This is a genomic window from Bacillus sp. GMa5/1, from assembly GCF_050172015.1.
GTDB lineage: Bacteria > Bacillota > Bacilli > Bacillales > Bacillaceae_G > Bacillus_A > Bacillus_A cereus.
Map to the genome: position 1 here is coordinate 19,153 of NZ_JBNLYC010000021.1, position 19,880 is coordinate 39,032.

Genomic DNA, 19,880 nt, shown 5'->3' on the forward strand with positions numbered 1-19,880 from the left:
TATATGTTCTGCTTTTCTTTGTTTTTATACATATTCAGCTACCTTTTTGAATATCGTTATACGGATTTCGAAAGGGTGGGTGAGTAACTTGTTATTATATGAAAAAGTGCATGAAGAAATAGCGAGAAGAACAACTGCACTTCAAACAATGCAACGGCAAGATGGTACGTGGCGGTTTTGTTTTGAAGGAGCTCCATTAACAGATTGCCATATGATTTTTTTATTAAAATTATTAGGTAGAGATAAAGAGATAGAACCGTTTGTGAAAAGATTAGCATCACTTCAAACAAATGAAGGAACATGGAAATTGTATGAAGATGAGGTGGGAGGTAATTTATCAGCTACCATTCAATCTTATGCCGCCTTACTTGCATCGGAAAAATACACAAAAGAAGATGCGAATATGAAGCGAGCGGAAATGTTTATAAATGAGCGCGGTGGGGTAGCACGTGCTCATTTTATGACGAAGTTTTTATTAGCGATTCATGGAGAATATGAATATCCTTCTCTTTTTCATTTGCCAACACCAATTATGTTTCTGCAGAATGATTCCCCTCTCAGTATATTTGAATTGAGTAGCTCAGCACGTATTCATTTAATTCCGATGATGTTGTGTTTAAATAAAAGATTTCGAGTAGGGAAAAAGTTATTGCCAAATTTAAATCACATTGCAGGCGGGGGCGGAGAATGGTTTCGAGAGGATCGGTCTCCAGTTTTTCAAACGTTAGTAAGTGACGTGAAGAAAATTATAACGTATCCACTTTCTTTGCATCATAAAGGATATGAGGAAGTAGAACGTTTTATGAAAGAGCGTATTGATGAAAATGGAACATTATATAGCTACGCAACTGCCTCGTTTTATATGATTTATGCTTTACTTGCATTAGGACATTCTATTCAATCACCAATTATTGAGAAGGCTATAATGGGAATTACATCTTATATATGGAAGGTGGAGAGAGGGAGCCATTTGCAAAACTCTCCATCAACTATATGGGATACAGCTTTACTCAGTTATGCTTTGCAAGAAGCTCAAGTTCCGAAAGCAAGTAAAGTGATTCAAAATGCATCAGCATATTTACTAAGAAAACAGCAAAGGAAGAAAGTAGATTGGAGTGTACATGCACCGGATCTCTTCCCGGGTGGTTGGGGCTTTTCGGATGTGAATACGACGATTCCAGATATTGATGATACAACTGCTGTGTTAAGAGCATTGGCGCGAAGTAGAGGGAACGAACATGTAGATAATGCTTGGAAGCGAGCGGTTAATTGGGTTAAAGGATTGCAAAATAATGATGGTGGTTGGGGGGCTTTTGAAAAAGGGGTAACGAGCCGTATATTAGCAAATTTACCAATCGAAAATGCAAGTGATATGATTACAGACCCTTCTACACCAGATATTACAGGAAGAGTGTTAGAATTTTTCGGAACGTATACGCAAAATGAATTGCCCGAGAAACAAAAACAAAGTGCGATAAATTGGTTAATGAATGTACAAGAGGAAAATGGATCGTGGTATGGGAAATGGGGAATTTGTTATATATATGGTACGTGGGCAGTGTTGACTGGTTTACGGTCACTAGGAATACCATCTAGCGATTCATCATTGAAACGAGCCGTTTTATGGCTTGAACATATACAGCATGAAGATGGTGGCTGGGGAGAATCTTGCCAAAGTAGTGTGGAAAAAAGATTTGTTACTTTGCCATTTAGTACACCATCCCAAACAGCATGGGCGTTAGATGCCCTCATTTCTTACTATGATAAAGAAACGCCAGTTATTCGAAAAGGTATTTCATATTTGCTCTCCAACCCTTATATAAATGAAAAATATCCTACTGGAACAGGTTTACCAGGTGGGTTTTATATTCGTTATCATAGTTATGCTCATATATATCCGTTGCTTACTTTGGCTCATTATGCAAAAAAATATAGAAAATAAACCGAGAGATGTCTCTCGGTTTATTTTGTTGGGTAGTAGGTCCCTTTTGAAAAGAATAAGGTTGTGATGTACCTTATTTTTCGGTTGATTGGCGCTTTTGACGTGCATCAGCGGCATTTGCACGTGCGTTTGCTTCTAAGTCATTGTGGTCAGCGAGTTCGCGAGAGAACTCAACATCAATGCCATCAGTTGTTTTGCTTTGTTTGAAATTTTTTTTATTCATTCGACACAATCTCCTTGCAATTTATCCCGCATAACGGGTAGTAAAACTCCCACCTTAAAACTCAGATGGAACAAAGAAGCTAGGTGGGAGATTAAATGCCCGATTGGTTCAACTAATAATCAGTGGGGGATGAACAAACTTCCCACTGATTAAAGTTTCACTTTATGCGACGTTGCAAAGTTAGTTTGACACAAATAGACTTTTTTATACAAAGAGGAGTTGGAAAGTAAAAAGCCGAAATATACAGTATAAGTAATAGAAATGGGGGATAGGAATGGAGTTTTTAAATGGGAAAACAGCTGTTGTAACAGGAGCTGCACAGGGAATTGGAAAAGAGATTGCAAGGGTTTATGCAAAGCTAGGGGCGAAAGTATTAATTAGCGATGTAAATGAAGAGACGCTACAAAAAACGACACGTGAGTTATCAGATGAAGGATATGAAGTGTGCTCATATCGATGTGATGTGAGTAATCAAAATGAAGCAAAGTCGTTAATTGAATATGCGGTTCAAAAATTTGGTACATTACATATTTTGGTGAATAATGCTGGAATTACAAGAGACGCAATGTTACATAAAATGGAGAAATCTGCTTGGGAACAAGTATTACAAGTGAATTTAACTGGAGTTTTTTATTGTATGCAACCAGCGCTTCTTTATATGAGACAACAAGGATATGGAAGAATTATTAATATTTCTTCTATAAGTAGAGAGGGGAATATTGGACAGGCAAATTATGCTGCAACGAAAGCTGGAGTTGTAGGATTAACGAAAACAGCAGCGAAAGAAGTTGGAAGTTTCGGTATTACTTGTAATGCGATTTGTCCGGGGTTTATGGATACAGATATGACCAAAACGATACCAGATAAAGTGAAAGAAAAGATGGTTGGCGCTATTCCAGTTGGTAGAATTGGAACGCCAGAAGATATTGCGAACGCAGCAGCCTTTTTAGCATCAGAATACGCATCTTATATTACAGGTGAAGTATTAAATGTGAGCGGAGGACTGCAAGTTTAAAGGAATACATAATGAAAAGAACCTGACCGGATAGGTCAGGTTCTTTTCATTAATTTAAGTTAAGCCAAACGCTCTTTACTTCTGTATAGTTATTTAATGCATAAGATCCCATTTCACGGCCAAGACCAGATTGTTTAAATCCTCCAAATGGAGATGCTGCATCAAACACGTTATAACAGTTTACCCACACTGTACCTGCACGTACTTTACTTGCAACATAGTGTGCTGTTTTAACATTTTCTGTCCACACACCAGCCGCTAAGCCGAATTGTGATTTATTTGCACGTTCAATTACTTCATCAATATCGTTAAATGGTATTGCAGAAATAACTGGACCGAAAATTTCTTCTTTTGCGATCGTCATTTCATCATTTACGTCAGCGAATACTGTAGGAGAAACGAAGTAGCCTTGATCGAATGGATTACTTCCTCCGCAAAGTACTTCAGCGCCTTCTTCAATCCCTTTTTCAATGTAGCCCATTACACGTTTTTGTTGTTCTTCAGAAACGAGAGGACCAATTGTTGTTTCAGGGTTAAGACCGACACCTTGGTTTAGTTTTTTAGAATAGAGGACGAGATCAGCCATGACATTATCATACATTTTCTTCGGAACAAATAAGCGTGATCCAGCAGAGCATACTTGTCCTTGGTTAAACATAACACCAGAAAGTGCACCAGGAATCGCGCGAGATAAATCAGCATCCGGCAAGATGATATTTGGTGATTTACCGCCTAACTCAAGTGTAACGCGTTTTAATGATTCGGATGCTTGTCGCATAATTTGTTTACCGACAGGAGTAGAACCGGTAAATGCAATTTTATCAACGAGTGGATGATTAACGAGAGCTTGTCCAGCTGATTCACCGAATCCAGGTACGATATTAATAACACCTTTCGGGAATCCAGCTTCTTCAATTAATTCAGCTAAGTATAGAGCAGATAGTGGAGTTTGTTCTGCAGGTTTTAAAACGATTGTACATCCTGTAGCAAGCGCTGCTCCCATTTTCCACATTGCCATAAGAAGCGGGAAGTTCCAAGGAATAATTTGACCAACGACACCAACAGCTTCATGGCGTGTATAGTTAAAGTAATCACCGGAAACAGGAATTGTTTGACCAACGATTTTCGTAGCCCAGCCAGCGTAATAGCGCATATGCTCAATTGCAAGTGGGATGTCTGCTGCCATTGTTTCACGGATTGGCTTTCCGTTATCTAATGTTTCGAGCTGTGCGAGCTCTTCTTTATGTTCTTCCATTAAATCAGCTAACTTGTACATGAGACGGCTTCGCTCAGCAGTGCTCATACGAGACCAAGGACCTTCGTCAAAAGCCATACGAGCTGCGACTACAGCTTTATGAATATCTTCGCGACCAGCTTCAGAAACGACGGCAAGTGTTTCACCAGTTGCTGGGTTAGGTGTTTTAAATGTTTTACCGGAAGCGCTTTCAATGAAAGATCCATTCACATATAACTTTTTTGTACCTTGAAGAAACTTCTCTACCTTTTCATGAAGATTTACAGCTAGTTGACTCATTGTATAACCCCCTTGAAAATATAATGTAAACGCAGTACGAGACGGCGCTTATTCCGAAATCAAGGATGTGGAAACTAGATGGAAAGCCTCTAATTAAAATCATAATTAAGAAATACTGAAAATTCAAATTTCATTTGTGTTACAATTGTAAAAAATATGTAATGTAAGAGAATCTTCTATATGATTATAAAAAAATCCTGCTTGTTTTTGCTTTCTAGTAGGAAAAACTAGAAGAACAATGGTACAATAATACATCGTGAGAGGAGGGGTAAAAATGAAAGATTATCATGATGATCCACGCTTTCGAATAGCCCATAGAGAAGCGTTAATTGGTCTTGGACTTGCTATTATTAATTTTATAATTTGGTACGGATTTGCTTATGGGCTTGGTAGTAAAAATCCGAATGAATATACATATGTATTAGGTTTTCCCGCATGGTTTTTTTATAGCTGTATCGTTGGATTTATCGTTATGGTTATTTTACTTAGTTTAGTTGTTCGTTTTGTATTTCAAGATATTTCACTCGATGAGGAAGAAAAAAGTGAGGAATAATAGATGAATTGGTATGTAATCATTCCAATGATAATTTCGTTTATCGTTGTATTTTTAATTGGTGTATATGCTTCAAGACGCGTGCAAGCAACTGCTCATAATAAATTTTTGCAAGAATATTTTCTTGGTGGGCGTGAGCTAGGCGGTTTATTATTAGCGATGACAATGATTGCTACGTACGGTAGTGCAAGTAGCTTTATTGGTGGCCCTGGTATTGCTTACAATATGGGTCTTGGATGGGTACTGTTATCTGCGATTCAAGTTGTAACAGGGTATATCGTTTTAACGGTTATCGGTAAAAAGTTTGCAATTATCGCTAGGAAGATGGAAGCAATTACTCTTATCGATTATTTAAAAGGGAGATACAATAATAAAGCAGTTGTTATACTTTCTGCGTTATGTATTATTATCTTTTTATTTTCAGCGACAGTAGCCCAGTGGGTCGGTGGTGGACGATTAATCGAGTCACTAACGGGGCTATCGTATACAACAGCACTATTTTTATTTACTTTTTCTGTACTTGTGTACGTATTAATTGGTGGATTTCGTGCAGTTGCTCTATCAGATACATTATTAGGAATCATTATGTTAGTTGGAACAACAATCATTTTAATTGCTACTGTCATTGCTGGTGGTGGAATTGAAAAGATTATGCAGGAACTTGTTCAAATTAATCCAAAGTTAATTACACCATTCGGAGCAGATGGCAGTTTAACGAAATCATATGTTACATCATTTTGGATTTTAATTGGAATTGGCGTTGTCGGTTTACCGCAAATTAGCGTGCGTGCCATGTCTTATAAAAATTCAAAAGCGATGCACCAAGCTTTAATAATTGGAACCGTTGTCGTTGGCACAATTATGATCGGTATGCATTTAACAGGTGTATTTGCAAGAGTAGTACTTCCAGGTATAACGGTACCAGATAAAGTAATGCCGCTACTTGCGATGGAAGTGTTGCCACCTTGGTTAGCTGGAGTTTTTTTAGCTGCACCGATGGCAGCGATTATGTCTACAGTAAACTCTTTATTATTACTTGTAAGCTCGTCAATTATTAAAGATATATACGTAAATTACATAAATAAAGATGCAGCAGACAGTACGATAAAAAAAGGAAGTTTGTGGATTACGGGTATTGTAGGACTACTCGTTTATGCAGCGGCAATTAAACCACCAGATTTTTTAATATGGCTAAATTTATTTTCTTTCGGTGGATTAGAAGCAGCATTCATTTGGCCAATCGTATTAGGGTTATATTGGAGGAAAGGAAATGCTACAGGAGCGCTTGCGTCTATTTTAGTTGGGGTAGGCTCATATATGTGTATTCATCTTTTCTATCCAAATCCGTTCGGTATACATACAGTTGTCTTCCCGATTTGTTTTGCGTTTATCGCTTACATCATTGGAAGTATGAGTGCTGTAAAAAAAAACAGTATAGGTTAGCTGAAGAAACGTAGTCCTTATAAGACTGCGTTTTTTTGTGTGAATTTGTTCATTTTTTATTCTGTATATCCACGGTTATTCATAAATTAATAACAACTGAGGGGATGGAGTTGAGGTCGATGAAAAAAGTATTATTTTTAGGAGACCCAGGCATTGATGACTCTTTAGCAATTATGTATGGATTGTTGCATCCTGATATTGATATTGTTGGTGTAGTAACGGGATATGGAAATGTAACACAAGAAAAGGCGACAAGTAATGCCGCATATTTATTGCAAATGGCAGGACGGGAAGATATACCTGTTATTAATGGTGCGAAAATTCCTTTATCCGGAGATATTACGACGTATTATCCAGAAATTCATGGGACAGACGGTTTAGGGCCAATTAAACCTCCAAAAACTTTTTCACCAAATATAAAGCCTTTTTGTACATTTTTTGATCTTCTTGAAAAATATAAAGGAGAATTAATAATAGTCGATGCTGGTAGATCAACAACATTAGCGACAGCATTTATTTTAGAAAAGCCGATGATGAAGTATGTGAAAGAATATTATATAATGGGCGGTGCTTTCTTAATGCCTGGCAATGTAACACCAGTCGCAGAGGCGAATTTTCATGGTGATCCCATTGCGTCACAATTAGTTATGCAAAATGCCAAAAATGTAACATTAGTGCCACTTAACGTTACATCTGAAGCAATTATTACACCGGAAATGGTAAAATATATTACGAAACACTCTAAAACGAGTTTTAATAAGTTAATCGAGCCGATATTTACGTACTATTATAAAGCTTATAGAAAGTTAAATCCGAAAATAAAAGGAAGTCCAGTACATGATGTCGTTACAATGATGGTTGCGGCAAATCCATCCCTTGTAGATTATGTATATCGTCGTGTCGATGTAGATACAGTTGGAATTGCAAAAGGAGAGAGTATTGCTGATTTTCGGCCTCAACCTGATGCAAAAGCATTAAAAAATTGGGTGCGAATTGGTTGGTCGTTACATTATAAAAAGTTTCTTGAGGATTTTGTGAAATTTATGACGTAGACATAATAGGAGCATACAAGTTAAAATAATGGAGATGGTTATTTAAATGACCATCTCCATTATTTTGTTTTTAAATGATAAATAGAGAAGAGTTACACAATAGGAGAGGAATTTTACTTGAAAAAAACTATAGTATGCGCAGTAATTGTGGGTATTTTTGTTTTGCTAATATCGGGTAACTTTTTAGTGAAAAAAGTGTGGAGTTCAAATAATGATGATGCACAGTATATTGCATCTTTTATTGAAGAACATAAAGATGAAAAAAATAGTGCGCTTCTAGTAAAGAGAAATGATAAAGTTGTTTATTCTGTAAACCCAAATGTTGTATTGCCAGTTGCTAGTACGATGAAATTAATTGTGGCGCTTGAATATACGAAACAAGTTACTGAAGGGAAAATTGATTCTTCTAGTTTCGTGTCGATTAATGATGTGAATCGTTATTATGTGCCGAATACAGATGGTGGTGCACAAGATAGATGGCAAAAGTATTTGGAGAAGACGGGCAAGATAACTGAAGGAGCGGTTTCTTTAGAAGAAGTGGCAAAAGGAATGGTTAAGTTTAGTTCGAATGCAAATGCTGAATACTTAATGGAATTGTTAGGATTAGATAACATCAATCGAAATTTACAAAGTTTATCACTTCCTGCACATCAACCACTATTTCCAATCGTTTCATCTTTGTATATCCCGGGATATTTGCATAAAGAATTACATGTTCCAAAATATAAAATAGAGAAAAAGTTAAAAGAAATGTCTCAAGAGCAATATCGTGAATATGCGATGATTATTCATGAACGCTTAAAGAAGAAGGGACCATTATTACAGAAGGAAATTCCGCTTTATTTAGAGGAACGTTACGACAAAATTTGGTCAGATAGATTACCAGCAGCTTCTGCAAATGATTATATGGTATTACTTCAAAAGGCAAACCATAAAGGTGGCTTGACAGAGGCTGAAGAAAAAGTGTGGGCAAATATCGTTGAAACAGACATGAGTGCCAAGAAATACCGTAAAACATTCAGACATGCGGGGCAAAAGAATGGTTACACACCATGGACGGTTACAAAAGCAGTTTATGCTATGGATAAACGTGGAAACTGTACAGAAATTGTGTTTTTGGCGAATAATTTAAATGAAGACGATAGTGCAGAAATACGGAAACATTTAGCAAACTTGCATTTCCAAGTGTTGCAAAGTGATAAGTATGATGCGACTTTTATTAAATAAACTCGGTGCAGAGAGCACCGAGTTTATTTTTATGTACAAGCACTTTTTTTCTATCTCTGGGTATGATGGGTAGTAATACTTAGGTGAGAGGGGAAAAGGTGATGAAACAAAGTAAAGAAGAGTTTATAAAGAGTGAAGGCGCTGATTTCCCTGGGAAAACATATGTGGATTGTGTATTACAACATGTATTTGATTTTCAACGAAATTACTTATTGAAAGATATGTTTCAAGTGCATAAAGCACATATTACGATGCTGACGGAAGAAAATTTAATGAAAAAGGAAGAAGCTAAAGTTATATTACACGCATTAAAAAAGGTAGAGGGAATTCCAGAAGAGCAATTGCTCTATACAGAGCAGCATGAAGATCTCTTTTTTTTAGTCGAACATTTAATTTCTCAAGAAGCGAAATCCGATTTTGTAAGTAATATGCATATTGGTAGAAGTAGAAATGATATGGGCGTAACGATGTATCGCATGAGTTTAAGGCGATATGTATTACGATTAATAGAACATCATTTGTTATTGCAAGAAAGTGTACTGCAACTTGCTGCTGATCATAAGGAAACGATCATGCCAGCTTATACACATACACAACCAGCACAGCCAACAACATTTGGTCATTATATGTTAGCAATTTATGATACGATGCAAAGAGATTTAGAACGAATGAAAAAAACGTACCAGCTTTTAAATCAGTCTCCAATGGGGGCGGCTGCACTCTCTACAACAAGTTTCCCGATTAAACGAGAACGAGTTGCTCATCTACTTGGATTTACAAATGTAATTGAGAACTCATATGATGCTGTTGCTGGAGCGGATTATTTATTAGAAGTTAGCTCGCTACTTATGGTAATGATGACGAATACGAGTAGATGGATTCATGACTTTTTGTTGTTAGCAACGAAAGAATATGACGGTATTACTGTTGCAAAGTCATATGTACAAATCAGTAGTATTATGCCGCAAAAACGAAACCCGGTTTCAATTGAACATGCTCGTGCAATTACGAGTAGTGCTTTAGGAGAAGCATTTACAGTATTTCAAATGATTCATAATACACCATTTGGTGATATTGTCGATACGGAAGATGACTTGCAGCCATATTTATATAAAGGGATTGAAAAGGCAATTCGTGTTTTTTGTATGATGAATGCAGTGATCCGAACGATGAAAGTAGAAGAAGAAACGTTAAAAAGTCGTTCCTATAAACATGCAATAACGATAACGGATTTCGCCGATGTTTTAACAAAAAACTATGAAATTCCATTTCGGCATGCTCATCATGCAGCAAGTGCTATTGCAAATATGTCATTGGAGCAGAAAAAAGAACTACATGAATTACACTTCAAAGAGGTAAATATGTACTTGCAAGAACATTTTAAAATAAATTTATTAGAAAAAGAGTGGAAAGAAATTATATCGCCAGAAGCTTTTATTCAAAAAAGAAATGTATACGGTGGACCGAGTAAAAAAGAGATGGAGCGCATGATTAAAAATCGAAAAGAGTCATTTCAAAAAGAAGAAGATGTATTTGAAAAGGAAAAACAGAGAATTTTACAAGCTGAAAATGCTTTGAATACATTAGCTTTGAATATTATTGAATCGTAAAAGAGGGATTTGATGAATTAATCGCCAATACTTAATTAAACTATGAATAGAGAGAAGAGATTGTCGATGATTCAATTACATGTATATGAAGAGATTTTTCATTTTAAAGAAGATGTTACACCATTTCTAGAAAAGAATGAGCAGGAAAACAATCTCATATTAGGTGTATTACAAATGGTCCAAGAACCGATATTTATGGGGATAGCGAAACAAGGAGAAGAAATTGCGGTTGTATTTCTGCAAACAGAAGAGAAGAAACAAATCATTGTTGCAACTTCTGAAATTGCGGGAGTAACTATTGAGGAACTTGCAAAAGAATTAACGAAAGTATATCCGGATATTCCTGGATTGATCGGTAATAAGAAAATTGTACAGAAATTAGCGGAAGAGATTGCCGTATTAGAAAATAAAAAAACGAATGTTGCAATGGAGCAAGGTGTGTATGAGCTGAACAGAGTAAAGAAGAAGTGTAATGCGAATGGACTTTTCCGAGCGGTAAATAATGATGAATTACCATTAATAGAACAGTGGATATATCAATTTTGTGAAGACGTAAAGCTTCCTACTACGAAAGAAGAAGCAAAACAAACTGCGTATACATTAATAATTACAAATCGACTGTTTGGTTTGGAAGTAGATGGGAAACTCGTTTCTGTAGCTGCAAAAACGAGACCAACTAAAAATAATATAACAGTCAATTTCGTATATACGCCGAAAGAAGCAAGGAAAAAAGGGTATGCATCTCATTGTGTAGCAGCACTTAGTCAACGTATGTTAGATGAAGGCTATCAGACGACTACGTTATATACTGATCTAGCGAATCCGACATCTAATAAAATTTATCAAGAAATTGGTTATGAACAAATTGCGGAATCTGTGCTCATATTTTTAGAGAAGTAAAACAAAAAGGCGTGCTATTTTAGCACGCCTTTTTGTTTTTCATCAATTCTAATAACTTCGCCTTGAGGGAATTCCTCAGTTTCTAGTAAGTTACGAATAGCTTTCGCAACATATTCAGGTGATAATAGCTTTCCTTCTTCTTTTAATGCAATGAAGCGGTCTAAATTTGTGAAGTCTTCTTTAGCTGTTTCACGAATTTGTGCTTGCATATTTGTATCAACAACACCGGGGGCAAAAGCGACGATTTTTACTGGATATTCTTTTTCCCACTCTTCAGTTGCTACGCATTGTGTAAACATATTTACACCAGCTTTCGTCGTACAATAAGCGCCCCATCCGAAATAAGGATTTTTTCCTGCACCAGATGAAATATTTATAACGCGTTTATCTACTTTCCATTCTTTCGTATGTTTCATAAACGTAGATGTAAGAATCATAGGTGCAAGTAAATTAATGTGAACGTTCGTAATGAATTGTTCACTTTCTGCTTTTTCAATCGGCTTCATAGGTGCAACTGTACCTGCATTATTAATTAAATGAATAGAGGATACATTGTCTTCTTTAATGGATGAAATGATTTCTTTAAAGTTAGTTTCTAAGTTATGTACATCTTGAAGATCTAAGGAATGAAAAATGCAATTGCTGTTATATTGCTTTGCAAGTTTAGTAAGTTCTTTATTTTCTCTTCTAGAAATAGAGATGACAGTTGTACTTTCTTCTAACAATTGAGTGGCAATAGCCTCACCTAAACCTTGTGAAGTTCCTGTTATGATAACGTAGCGCATAGTTTTATAAACTCCTCTCGTATGTGCGGAATTTTGTTGGACAACGTACATTGCATAGTTTGTCTACATTTTATAGTATAGAGCACTTTTTACTATAAATGAAATGAGATGATTGTGTGCCTTTTATAAACCGTTTTACAACAACAGTACCTGGTGCCGTCACGTTCACTGGGAACACGTTAGGGCTTAGCCCTACATCACCTGCGCCAGGTAATATTTTTGGTACACTTGCTGTATTTACTACGGTAAATACAGCGCTGCAAGTACCAGGGTTCCCAGCAGGAACGACGGATGAATGGCAATTGAATTCTTCAAGTGCAATTTTAAATCTTCCGGCGGGGAGTAGTGTGCTATATGCAGAGTTAGTTTGGGCTGGTACTTTTCGGACTGATACGGAAGATGTTTTACCATTTTTAAATGATGATATTACATTTACAACACCATCAGGGACGTTTGCTGTTACGCCAGATCCCGCTACCGCGCAGCAAGGTTCAGTAGGAAATCAGTTTTATTATGCTCGCTCTGCTAATGTAACGAATCTTGTTAGTGCAGGTGGGGCAGGCACATATACAACAGGTGCTGTGCCCGCTGCAAGAACTTCAGCTGATCCAACAATCAGTCGTTCAGCTGGCTGGACGCTTGAGGTTGTATATCAAAATGCAAGTTTACCTCTTCGGAATTTGTCAGTTTATGCAGGCCAAGAAATTATTGATGCTTCATCCCCGCCTGTTGATGCTACTATTTCAGGATTTGCTACTCCAGCTACAGGAGCTGTTACAGGAAGAGTACTCGTAACTGTTCAAGAGGGAGATTCCAACATTTCTGGAGATCAACTTCGCTTTGGACCAAACCCAAATGCTACAGTTGCATTATTCGGACCGAGAAATCCGGCAAATAATTTCTTTCAATCTCAAATTTGTAATGACTTTGGGGAATTAGATACAACCGGAACGTTTGGAGATTTGAATCAGCCATTAGGGATAGCTTTGGCTGTTCGAAGACAAGGATGGGATATTACAAACGTAGATGCTTCATCATCATTAGTAAATAATCAAACGTCAGCAACCGTTCGGTTCGTTACAAATGGTGATGGTTATGCAGCGGCTGGTTTTGGTGTTCAAATTGATGCGACGGGACCGATTATAAATCCTGTCAAATCTGTTGATAAAGCAGTTGCAGGTATAGGAGATATTCTCACTTATACGATTACAGTTCCGAATACAGGAACAGGAAGTGCGGACAACGTTATATTACAAGATAGTATTCCGAACGGCACAGCATTTATAGCTGGTAGTGTAACGGTTGGTGGAGTAACACAACCAAGTGCGAATCCAGCTAGTGGAATTAATTTAGGAACGATACCAAATAATGCTCAAAGAATCGTTACATTCCAAGTAAGAATTACATCGTTTCCAAATCCAAATCCTATTTCAAATCGTGCAATGGTGTCTTACCAATTTCGTCCTTTCGTTGGTAGCCTTCCTATTGCAAGTACGTCTTCTTCAAATACAGTACAAACGACAGTGAATCAAGCAACTATAAGTATGCAAAAGTCTGTAGATCTACAGACGGCAACACTTAATGATGTATTAACGTACACGGTTAATGTAACGAATAATGGAAACATCACTGCAAACAATGTTATTTTTGTTGATAGTATCCCTGCTGGAACAACATTTGTCGCAAATAGCGTTACGGTAAACGGGGTAGCACGTCCAGGAGCGAATCCAGCAAGTAGTATTAATCTTGGAAGTATTAATGCATCGCAAACGACTGTAGTGCGCTTTCAAGTTCGAGTGACATCAAACCCTCTTGTCAATCCAATTCCAAACCGTGCGAGTGTAACATTTAACTTTACTCCAGTACCTGGTCAACCACCAGTTTCAGGGCAAGCGACAAGCAATACTGTAGTTACGACAATTAATATAGCTGATATAACAACGAGAAAAACAGTGGATAAAGCTTTTGCAACGGTTAACGACGTTCTTACGTACACGGTAACAATTCAAAATACAGGAAATGTACTTGCGACGAATGTTATTTTTCAAGATCCAATCCCAACTGGAACGACTTTTATCACAAATAGTGTAACTGTAGATGGAATTTCGCAACCTGGGGCAAATCCGGCAACTGGCTTTACAGTTGCTAACATATCTCCAGGTGGGACTAGGACAGTTACATTTCAAGTACGAGTAACTTCTACGCCATCAGGAGGTACGATTCCGAATCGCGGAAATGTGTCTGCTAATTTCGTCGTTATTCCGAATCAGCCGCCAATAACGATTAATAGACAAACGAATACAGTTGTGACACAAGTTAATACAGGCAGTTTAAATGTAATAAAAGAAGTGAATACAACACAAGCAGCAGTAGGAGATACTTTAACATATACGATTGCCGTTCAAAATACAGGAAACGTTCCGCTAACAAATGTGTTATTTCAAGACACTATTTCTTCCGCTGTTTCCTTCGTTGCAAATTCTGTAACAATTAATGGAGTACAGCAAAGTGGACTAAATCCGAATACAGGATTCTCTCTTCCAAATATTCCTGCGGCTCAAACGGTTGTAGTCACATTTGACGTAGTAATTGTACAGAATCCAGAAAATGAAGATATTTTAAATCAAGCAAATGTAACAGCAAGCTTTCAAGTGAATCCGAATGAACCACCAGTAACAATCAATGTACCGAGTAATGTTGTGAATACGACAGTACAATCAGGGAACTTTGAAGTTGTGAAAGCAGTGAATACGAATGTGGCAACGGTAGGAGATGTTTTAGTATATACAATCGAAGTTATAAATGCAGGTAGTGTACCAGCTACAAGTGTATTTTTCCAAGATTCAATTCCGCCAGGGACATTATTTATTGAAAATAGTGTATTGGTTAATGGTGTTTTACAAGAGGGGGCAGATCCAGGACTAGGATTCCCATTAAATGATTTACCTACTGGCGCGAGTGTAATTATTTCATTTGAAGTATTAATTGATGAAATTCCGCCAGGGAATAATGTTGTAAATAACGCGAATGTAACTGGAGATTTTCTTGTAAATCCAACAGAGCCACCAATTACTGTGACGGTTCCAAGTAATACTGTTATGACAGTTGTGAATTCCTCAGGACTAAATGTAATGAAGAGTGTAAGCGCTACTGAAGCAGGTGTAGGAGATACACTAACATATACAGTTGCTATACAAAATAGTGGAACGGTAGTAGCGACAAATGTATCATTCCTTGATCCGATTCCAGTTGGAACCACTTTTGTAGCGAATAGTGTAACAATAAACGGGACACCTCAACCAGGTTTAAACCCGACAACTGGATTTCCACTTGCTAATATTCCAGTAGGAGGTATAGTAACAGTTACTTTCCAAGTGGCAATCACGAGTGTACCACCAAATAGAGTTCTTCCGAATAATGCGAATGTAACTGCTGATTTCCAAGTAAGTCCTCTCCAGCCACCAATTACAATTGTAACGATTAGTAATATTGTTGTGACGCGAGTGAATGTAGGATCAATTAATGTAATAAAAAGTGTAAATACACCACAAGCAGGTGTAGGAGATACGTTAACGTATACGATTCTTATTCAAAATACAGGAACTGTCCCCGCAACGAATATTATTTTTCAAGATCCAATCCCATCTGGAGCTACATTTGTAGCGAATAGTGTAACGATTAATGGAGTCGTTCAGCAAGGTGCGAATCCTATAGTGGGTTTTCCTGTTACAAATATTCCAGTTGGGCAAACTGCTACAATTACGTTCCAAGTGACAGTGACAAGCGTTCCGAGTGGTGGAAATATAAGAAATCAATCGAATGTTACTGCAAGTTTCCTTATAAATCCGGCAGGACCTCCTATAACGACTACTACAAATAGTAATTTTGTAGTAACACAAGTAAATACAGCGAGACTAACTATACAAAAATCTTCATCTGTACAACAAGCAGCACTTGGAGAGACTTACACATATTCTGTTGTTATACGAAATACAGGTACAGTTGCAGCTACAAATATTTCTTTTATTGACACGATTGCTCCAGAAACAACATTTGTAGCAAATAGTGTAACGATAAATGGAACGCCTCAACCTGGATTTGATCCAAATATTGGTTTCCCGCTTCCTAATATTGAAGCTGGCACATCATTGACAGTAACATTCCAAGTGATAGTTGTTGCACCATCAACGCTTGGGGCAGTTCTAAACACAGCGTCTGCTACAGCTACTTTCTTATTGAATCCTTTACAACCACCTGTAACAACAACGAACTCAAGTAATACAACGGTAGTTACAATACCGTTACCTCCTCCTGGTGAAGTGACAGCAATAAAAACAGTAAATATTGCAACTGGGGCTGTTGGGGATGTATTAACGTATACAGTGCTAATAACGAATGTAGGAATTATCCCTGTTACAGATGTACTCTTCCAAGATGTCATTCCAGAAGGGACGACGTTTGTTGACAACAGTGTAACGATAGGTGGAATACAGCAACCTGGATTAAATCCAGAAATAGGCTTTACAGTTAGTCCGTTATTAAATGCTGGTGCGAGTATTTCTGTAACGTTCCAAGTGACCATTACGGAAATTCCTGATAATGAAGTCATATTAAATGATGCTGACGTTACATTTACTTCACAACCGAATCCGCAGGAGCCACCGATTACGCAAACGATATTAACGAATTTAGTCGTTACGACAATTAATATAGCTTCAATTTTTCCAGTAAAAATAGTAGATAAAGAGGCAGCGACGGTTGGGGAAATATTAACCTATGATGTACTAATTTTTAACTTTGGAACGGTACCGGCAACGAATGTCCAATTTCTTGATTCTAGTACGAGTGGTGTAGCATTTGTTCCAGGAAGTGTGAGTATAAACGGAGTGCCAGAACCAGGATTAGATCCGTTTATAGGCTTTGCAGTTCCAGATATACCTGTAGGTGATTTTGTACTTGTCACATACCAAGAGATGGTAACGAGCATACCTCAAGGTGGAACAGTTGTTAACTTTGTGGACGTTACGGCTACGTTTGCTGTAAGTGAAACAGAGCCGCCTATTACTGAAACGACGACAAGTAACACGACATTAACAGAAATAAATGAATCTGGTTTGAATGTTTTAAAATCAGTAAGTCAGCCGGTTGTTGCAGTAGGCGATACAATCACATATACAACAGTAGTTCAAAATACGGGAACAGTGATAGCGACGAATGTTCAATATAGTGATGTATTACCATCCTCTATAACATTCGTACCGAATAGTGTAACGATAAACGGTGTGTTACAGCCTGGATTAGATCCTAACACTGGCTTCTCACTTCCGGATATAACTCCAGGTGAAAGTGTAGAAGTCACATTCCAAGTAACAGTTGTTAGCGTTCCGTCAAACGGAACAATTGCCAATACGGCAAATGTTACCGGAAGCTTTATTTTAGTACCAGGAGAACCACCAGTTATAGTAAATCAGCCAAGTAATACAACACTCACAACTGTAAATAGAGGACGCTTTAATGTTATTAAACAAGTAAATAGAGCCGCTACTCTAGTTGGAGATGTATTGACGTATACAGTGCAAATAACGAATACAGGAACAGTAACAGCTAACAATGTTCAGTTTATTGATACGATTTCAACAGGTGCGTCATTTGTACCAAATAGTGTAACGATAAATGGAGCCCCGCAACCAAACTTAAATCCGATTACTGGATTTGGAGTTGGAGATATCCCAGTTGGTGAAACAGTTATAGTGACGTTTCAAGCGACAGTTACAAACATCCCGTCATCAGGAACAATTACGAACGTTGCAAATATAACAGGAAGCTTTACTTTAGTGCCAGGAGAGCCACCGGTTGTAGTAACAGAGCCGAGTAATACGACGATAACTAGAGTGAATAGAGGACGGTTCAGCGTTATAAAATCTGTAAATAAAGAAGCGACACGATTAGGAGATACGTTAACGTATAGTGTGCAAGTTACAAATACGGGAACGGTAACAGCGACAAACGTTCAGTTTAGCGATGTTCCATCACCTAGTTTAGAATTCGTTCCTGGAAGTGTACAAATAAATGGGATTCCGCAAGTAGGTTTAGATCCATTTGTAGGCTTTGCATTGCCTAATCTTGCAGTAGGGGATAGCGTATTAATTACATTTGAAGTAAATGTAATCGCAGTTCCGCCTTCTAGTAGCATTATGAATACAGCAAGAGTAACGGGTGATTTTGAATTAATTCCAGGAGAACCTCCGTTTACAATTACGAATTCAAGTAATACGACAGTCACACCAGTAAATAGAGGCAGTTTAGATATGCAAAAAGAAGTAGATCATTCAATTGTTGGAGTAGGAGAAACAGTAAAGTATACGGTTCGAATATTAAATACTGGTACTGCTGATGCGATGAATATTCAATTTATCGATGTCCTATCTCCGGAAGCTGTTTTTGTACCAAATAGTGTAACTGTAAATGGAGTAGCTCGTCCGGGAGTAAATCCGCAGGTTGGATTTACGATTGTAGACATTCCAGTTGGTGAGACGGCGATTGTAACATATGAAGCTACGATTACGAGCTTTCCAGATGGTGGTACAGTAGTGAACGTTGCTGGGGCGTTAGCAGAATATATTTTAGTACCAGGGGAGCCTCCAGTTACAGTGATGGATACGAGCAATACAGTTATAGTGACGGTAAATACTGCAATCTTATTTGTTGCAAAAGGAGCAAACTTTGAAGTAGCGATGGTAGGAGATGTTGTCACTTATGGAGTTGCCGTTATAAATGACAGTACAGTTCCTGTGACGAATATTGTTTTAACAGATATCATTGATCCGAATACTTTATTTATAAATGGCACGGTAACGGTAAATGATGTACCTCTTCCATTTGCTAATCCGAATACCGGTATTCCGTTAGGTGATTTTCAGCCAAATGACGCAGCAATTATTAATTTCCAAGTTGTAATAACAGGAGGACAAATAAATAATTTAGTTACAAATACTGCTATAGCAAATGGGCTCGCAACTGTAAATCCGAATGAGCCGCCAGTAGTAGTTGAAGGTGATAGCAATACAGTTGTTATCCCGTTTATTTCTCAAAATGTCTCAACGACAGTCGTAAAAACGGCAAATTTACAGGCAGCAACAATTGGCGATGTTATTACGTTTACGATAGTTATTACAAATACGGGGGATACAGCAATACAAAATATTCGTTTTCAAGATATGTTAGATAGTAGTGTTCAATTTGTCCTTGGAACTGTAACGATTGATAATACGCCAGTGCCAAATGTAAACCCAGTATCAGGTTTTATTATAGGAAATTTAAATCCAGGTGAAGCACGGACAGTTTCGTTCCAAGTAGTAGTGCAGAGCGCGCCAAATGGTTCAGGAAATTATATAAATCAAGCGAGTATTCGTTTCGAACATCAAGTAGGCACAGTATTGCCACCTGTTACACAAATGGTAGAAAGTAACATAGTTGTCATTCCATTTGTTCCAACGATAGAACAAATTTGTGAAACGAATCTTAATTGCTTAGGGAAAATTCCTTTTCAATGTTCTCCGTGTAATCATTTACAAATAAATAAAAAATAAATACAGA

At 37.4% G+C, this 19,880-nt stretch carries 12 protein-coding genes; 9 read left to right on the forward strand and 3 right to left on the reverse strand.

Annotation, left to right across the window (positions count from 1 at the left end):
• Positions 1-88: 88 nt before the first annotated feature.
• Positions 89-1,942: a terpene cyclase/mutase family protein gene (locus tag ACQGSG_RS08005; protein WP_000928151.1), complete on the forward strand. Its 1,854-nt coding sequence runs from the start codon at positions 89-91 to the stop codon at positions 1,940-1,942.
• A gap of 73 nt (positions 1,943-2,015) precedes the next feature.
• On the opposite strand, the gene ACQGSG_RS08010 is transcribed toward ACQGSG_RS08005, so the two are convergent.
• Positions 2,016-2,165: a YfhD family protein gene (locus tag ACQGSG_RS08010; RefSeq protein WP_001035818.1), complete on the reverse strand. Its 150-nt coding sequence runs from the start codon at positions 2,163-2,165 to the stop codon at positions 2,016-2,018.
• 274 nt (positions 2,166-2,439) lie between these two features.
• On the opposite strand from ACQGSG_RS08010, the gene fabG reads away from it, so the two are divergent.
• Positions 2,440-3,180 carry a 3-oxoacyl-ACP reductase FabG gene (gene fabG, locus ACQGSG_RS08015; protein ID WP_000395043.1) on the forward strand — a complete coding sequence of 247 codons (741 nt, stop codon included), beginning with the start codon at positions 2,440-2,442 and terminating at the stop codon, positions 3,178-3,180.
• Positions 3,181-3,229: 49 nt separating this feature from the next.
• On the opposite strand, the gene dhaS is transcribed toward fabG, so the two are convergent.
• Positions 3,230-4,714, reverse strand: coding sequence for an aldehyde dehydrogenase DhaS (dhaS, locus tag ACQGSG_RS08020; protein ID WP_000080279.1), 1,485 nt, complete (start codon positions 4,712-4,714; stop codon positions 3,230-3,232).
• A gap of 274 nt (positions 4,715-4,988) precedes the next feature.
• Here dhaS and ACQGSG_RS08025 point away from each other — a divergent pair, with 274 nt between their 5' ends.
• From ACQGSG_RS08025 to ACQGSG_RS08050, 6 genes are all read left to right on the forward strand, one after another.
• Positions 4,989-5,267 (forward strand): YhdT family protein, encoded by a 279-nt coding sequence (locus ACQGSG_RS08025; protein ID WP_000656239.1) that lies wholly within the window; start codon positions 4,989-4,991, stop codon positions 5,265-5,267.
• A gap of 3 nt (positions 5,268-5,270) precedes the next feature.
• Entirely contained in the window at positions 5,271-6,710 is a 1,440-nt protein-coding gene (gene panF, locus ACQGSG_RS08030; RefSeq protein ID WP_098022310.1) for a sodium/pantothenate symporter, read from the forward strand.
• Between the two features lie 119 nt (positions 6,711-6,829).
• Positions 6,830-7,762, forward strand: coding sequence for a nucleoside hydrolase (locus tag ACQGSG_RS08035; protein WP_325842474.1), 933 nt, complete (start codon positions 6,830-6,832; stop codon positions 7,760-7,762).
• A gap of 117 nt (positions 7,763-7,879) precedes the next feature.
• Positions 7,880-8,989, forward strand: coding sequence for a serine hydrolase (locus ACQGSG_RS08040; protein ID WP_000751366.1), 1,110 nt, complete (start codon positions 7,880-7,882; stop codon positions 8,987-8,989).
• A gap of 101 nt (positions 8,990-9,090) precedes the next feature.
• Positions 9,091-10,599: an argininosuccinate lyase gene (gene argH / locus ACQGSG_RS08045; protein WP_325842473.1), complete on the forward strand. Its 1,509-nt coding sequence runs from the start codon at positions 9,091-9,093 to the stop codon at positions 10,597-10,599.
• A gap of 66 nt (positions 10,600-10,665) precedes the next feature.
• Positions 10,666-11,499, forward strand: coding sequence for a GNAT family N-acetyltransferase (locus ACQGSG_RS08050; protein WP_000615375.1), 834 nt, complete (start codon positions 10,666-10,668; stop codon positions 11,497-11,499).
• Between the two features lie 14 nt (positions 11,500-11,513).
• Here ACQGSG_RS08050 and ACQGSG_RS08055 read toward each other — a convergent pair whose 3' ends face one another.
• On the reverse strand, positions 11,514-12,284 hold the full coding sequence (locus ACQGSG_RS08055; protein ID WP_325842472.1) for a (S)-benzoin forming benzil reductase: 771 nt from the start codon (positions 12,282-12,284) through the stop codon (positions 11,514-11,516).
• 116 nt (positions 12,285-12,400) lie between these two features.
• Between ACQGSG_RS08055 and ACQGSG_RS08060 the strand changes: the two genes are divergently transcribed.
• The gene (locus tag ACQGSG_RS08060; RefSeq protein WP_426947186.1) at positions 12,401-19,873 is read left to right on the forward strand and encodes a DUF7507 domain-containing protein; all 7,473 of its coding nucleotides are present in this window, start codon (positions 12,401-12,403) and stop codon (positions 19,871-19,873) included.
• Positions 19,874-19,880 lie beyond the last annotated feature (7 nt).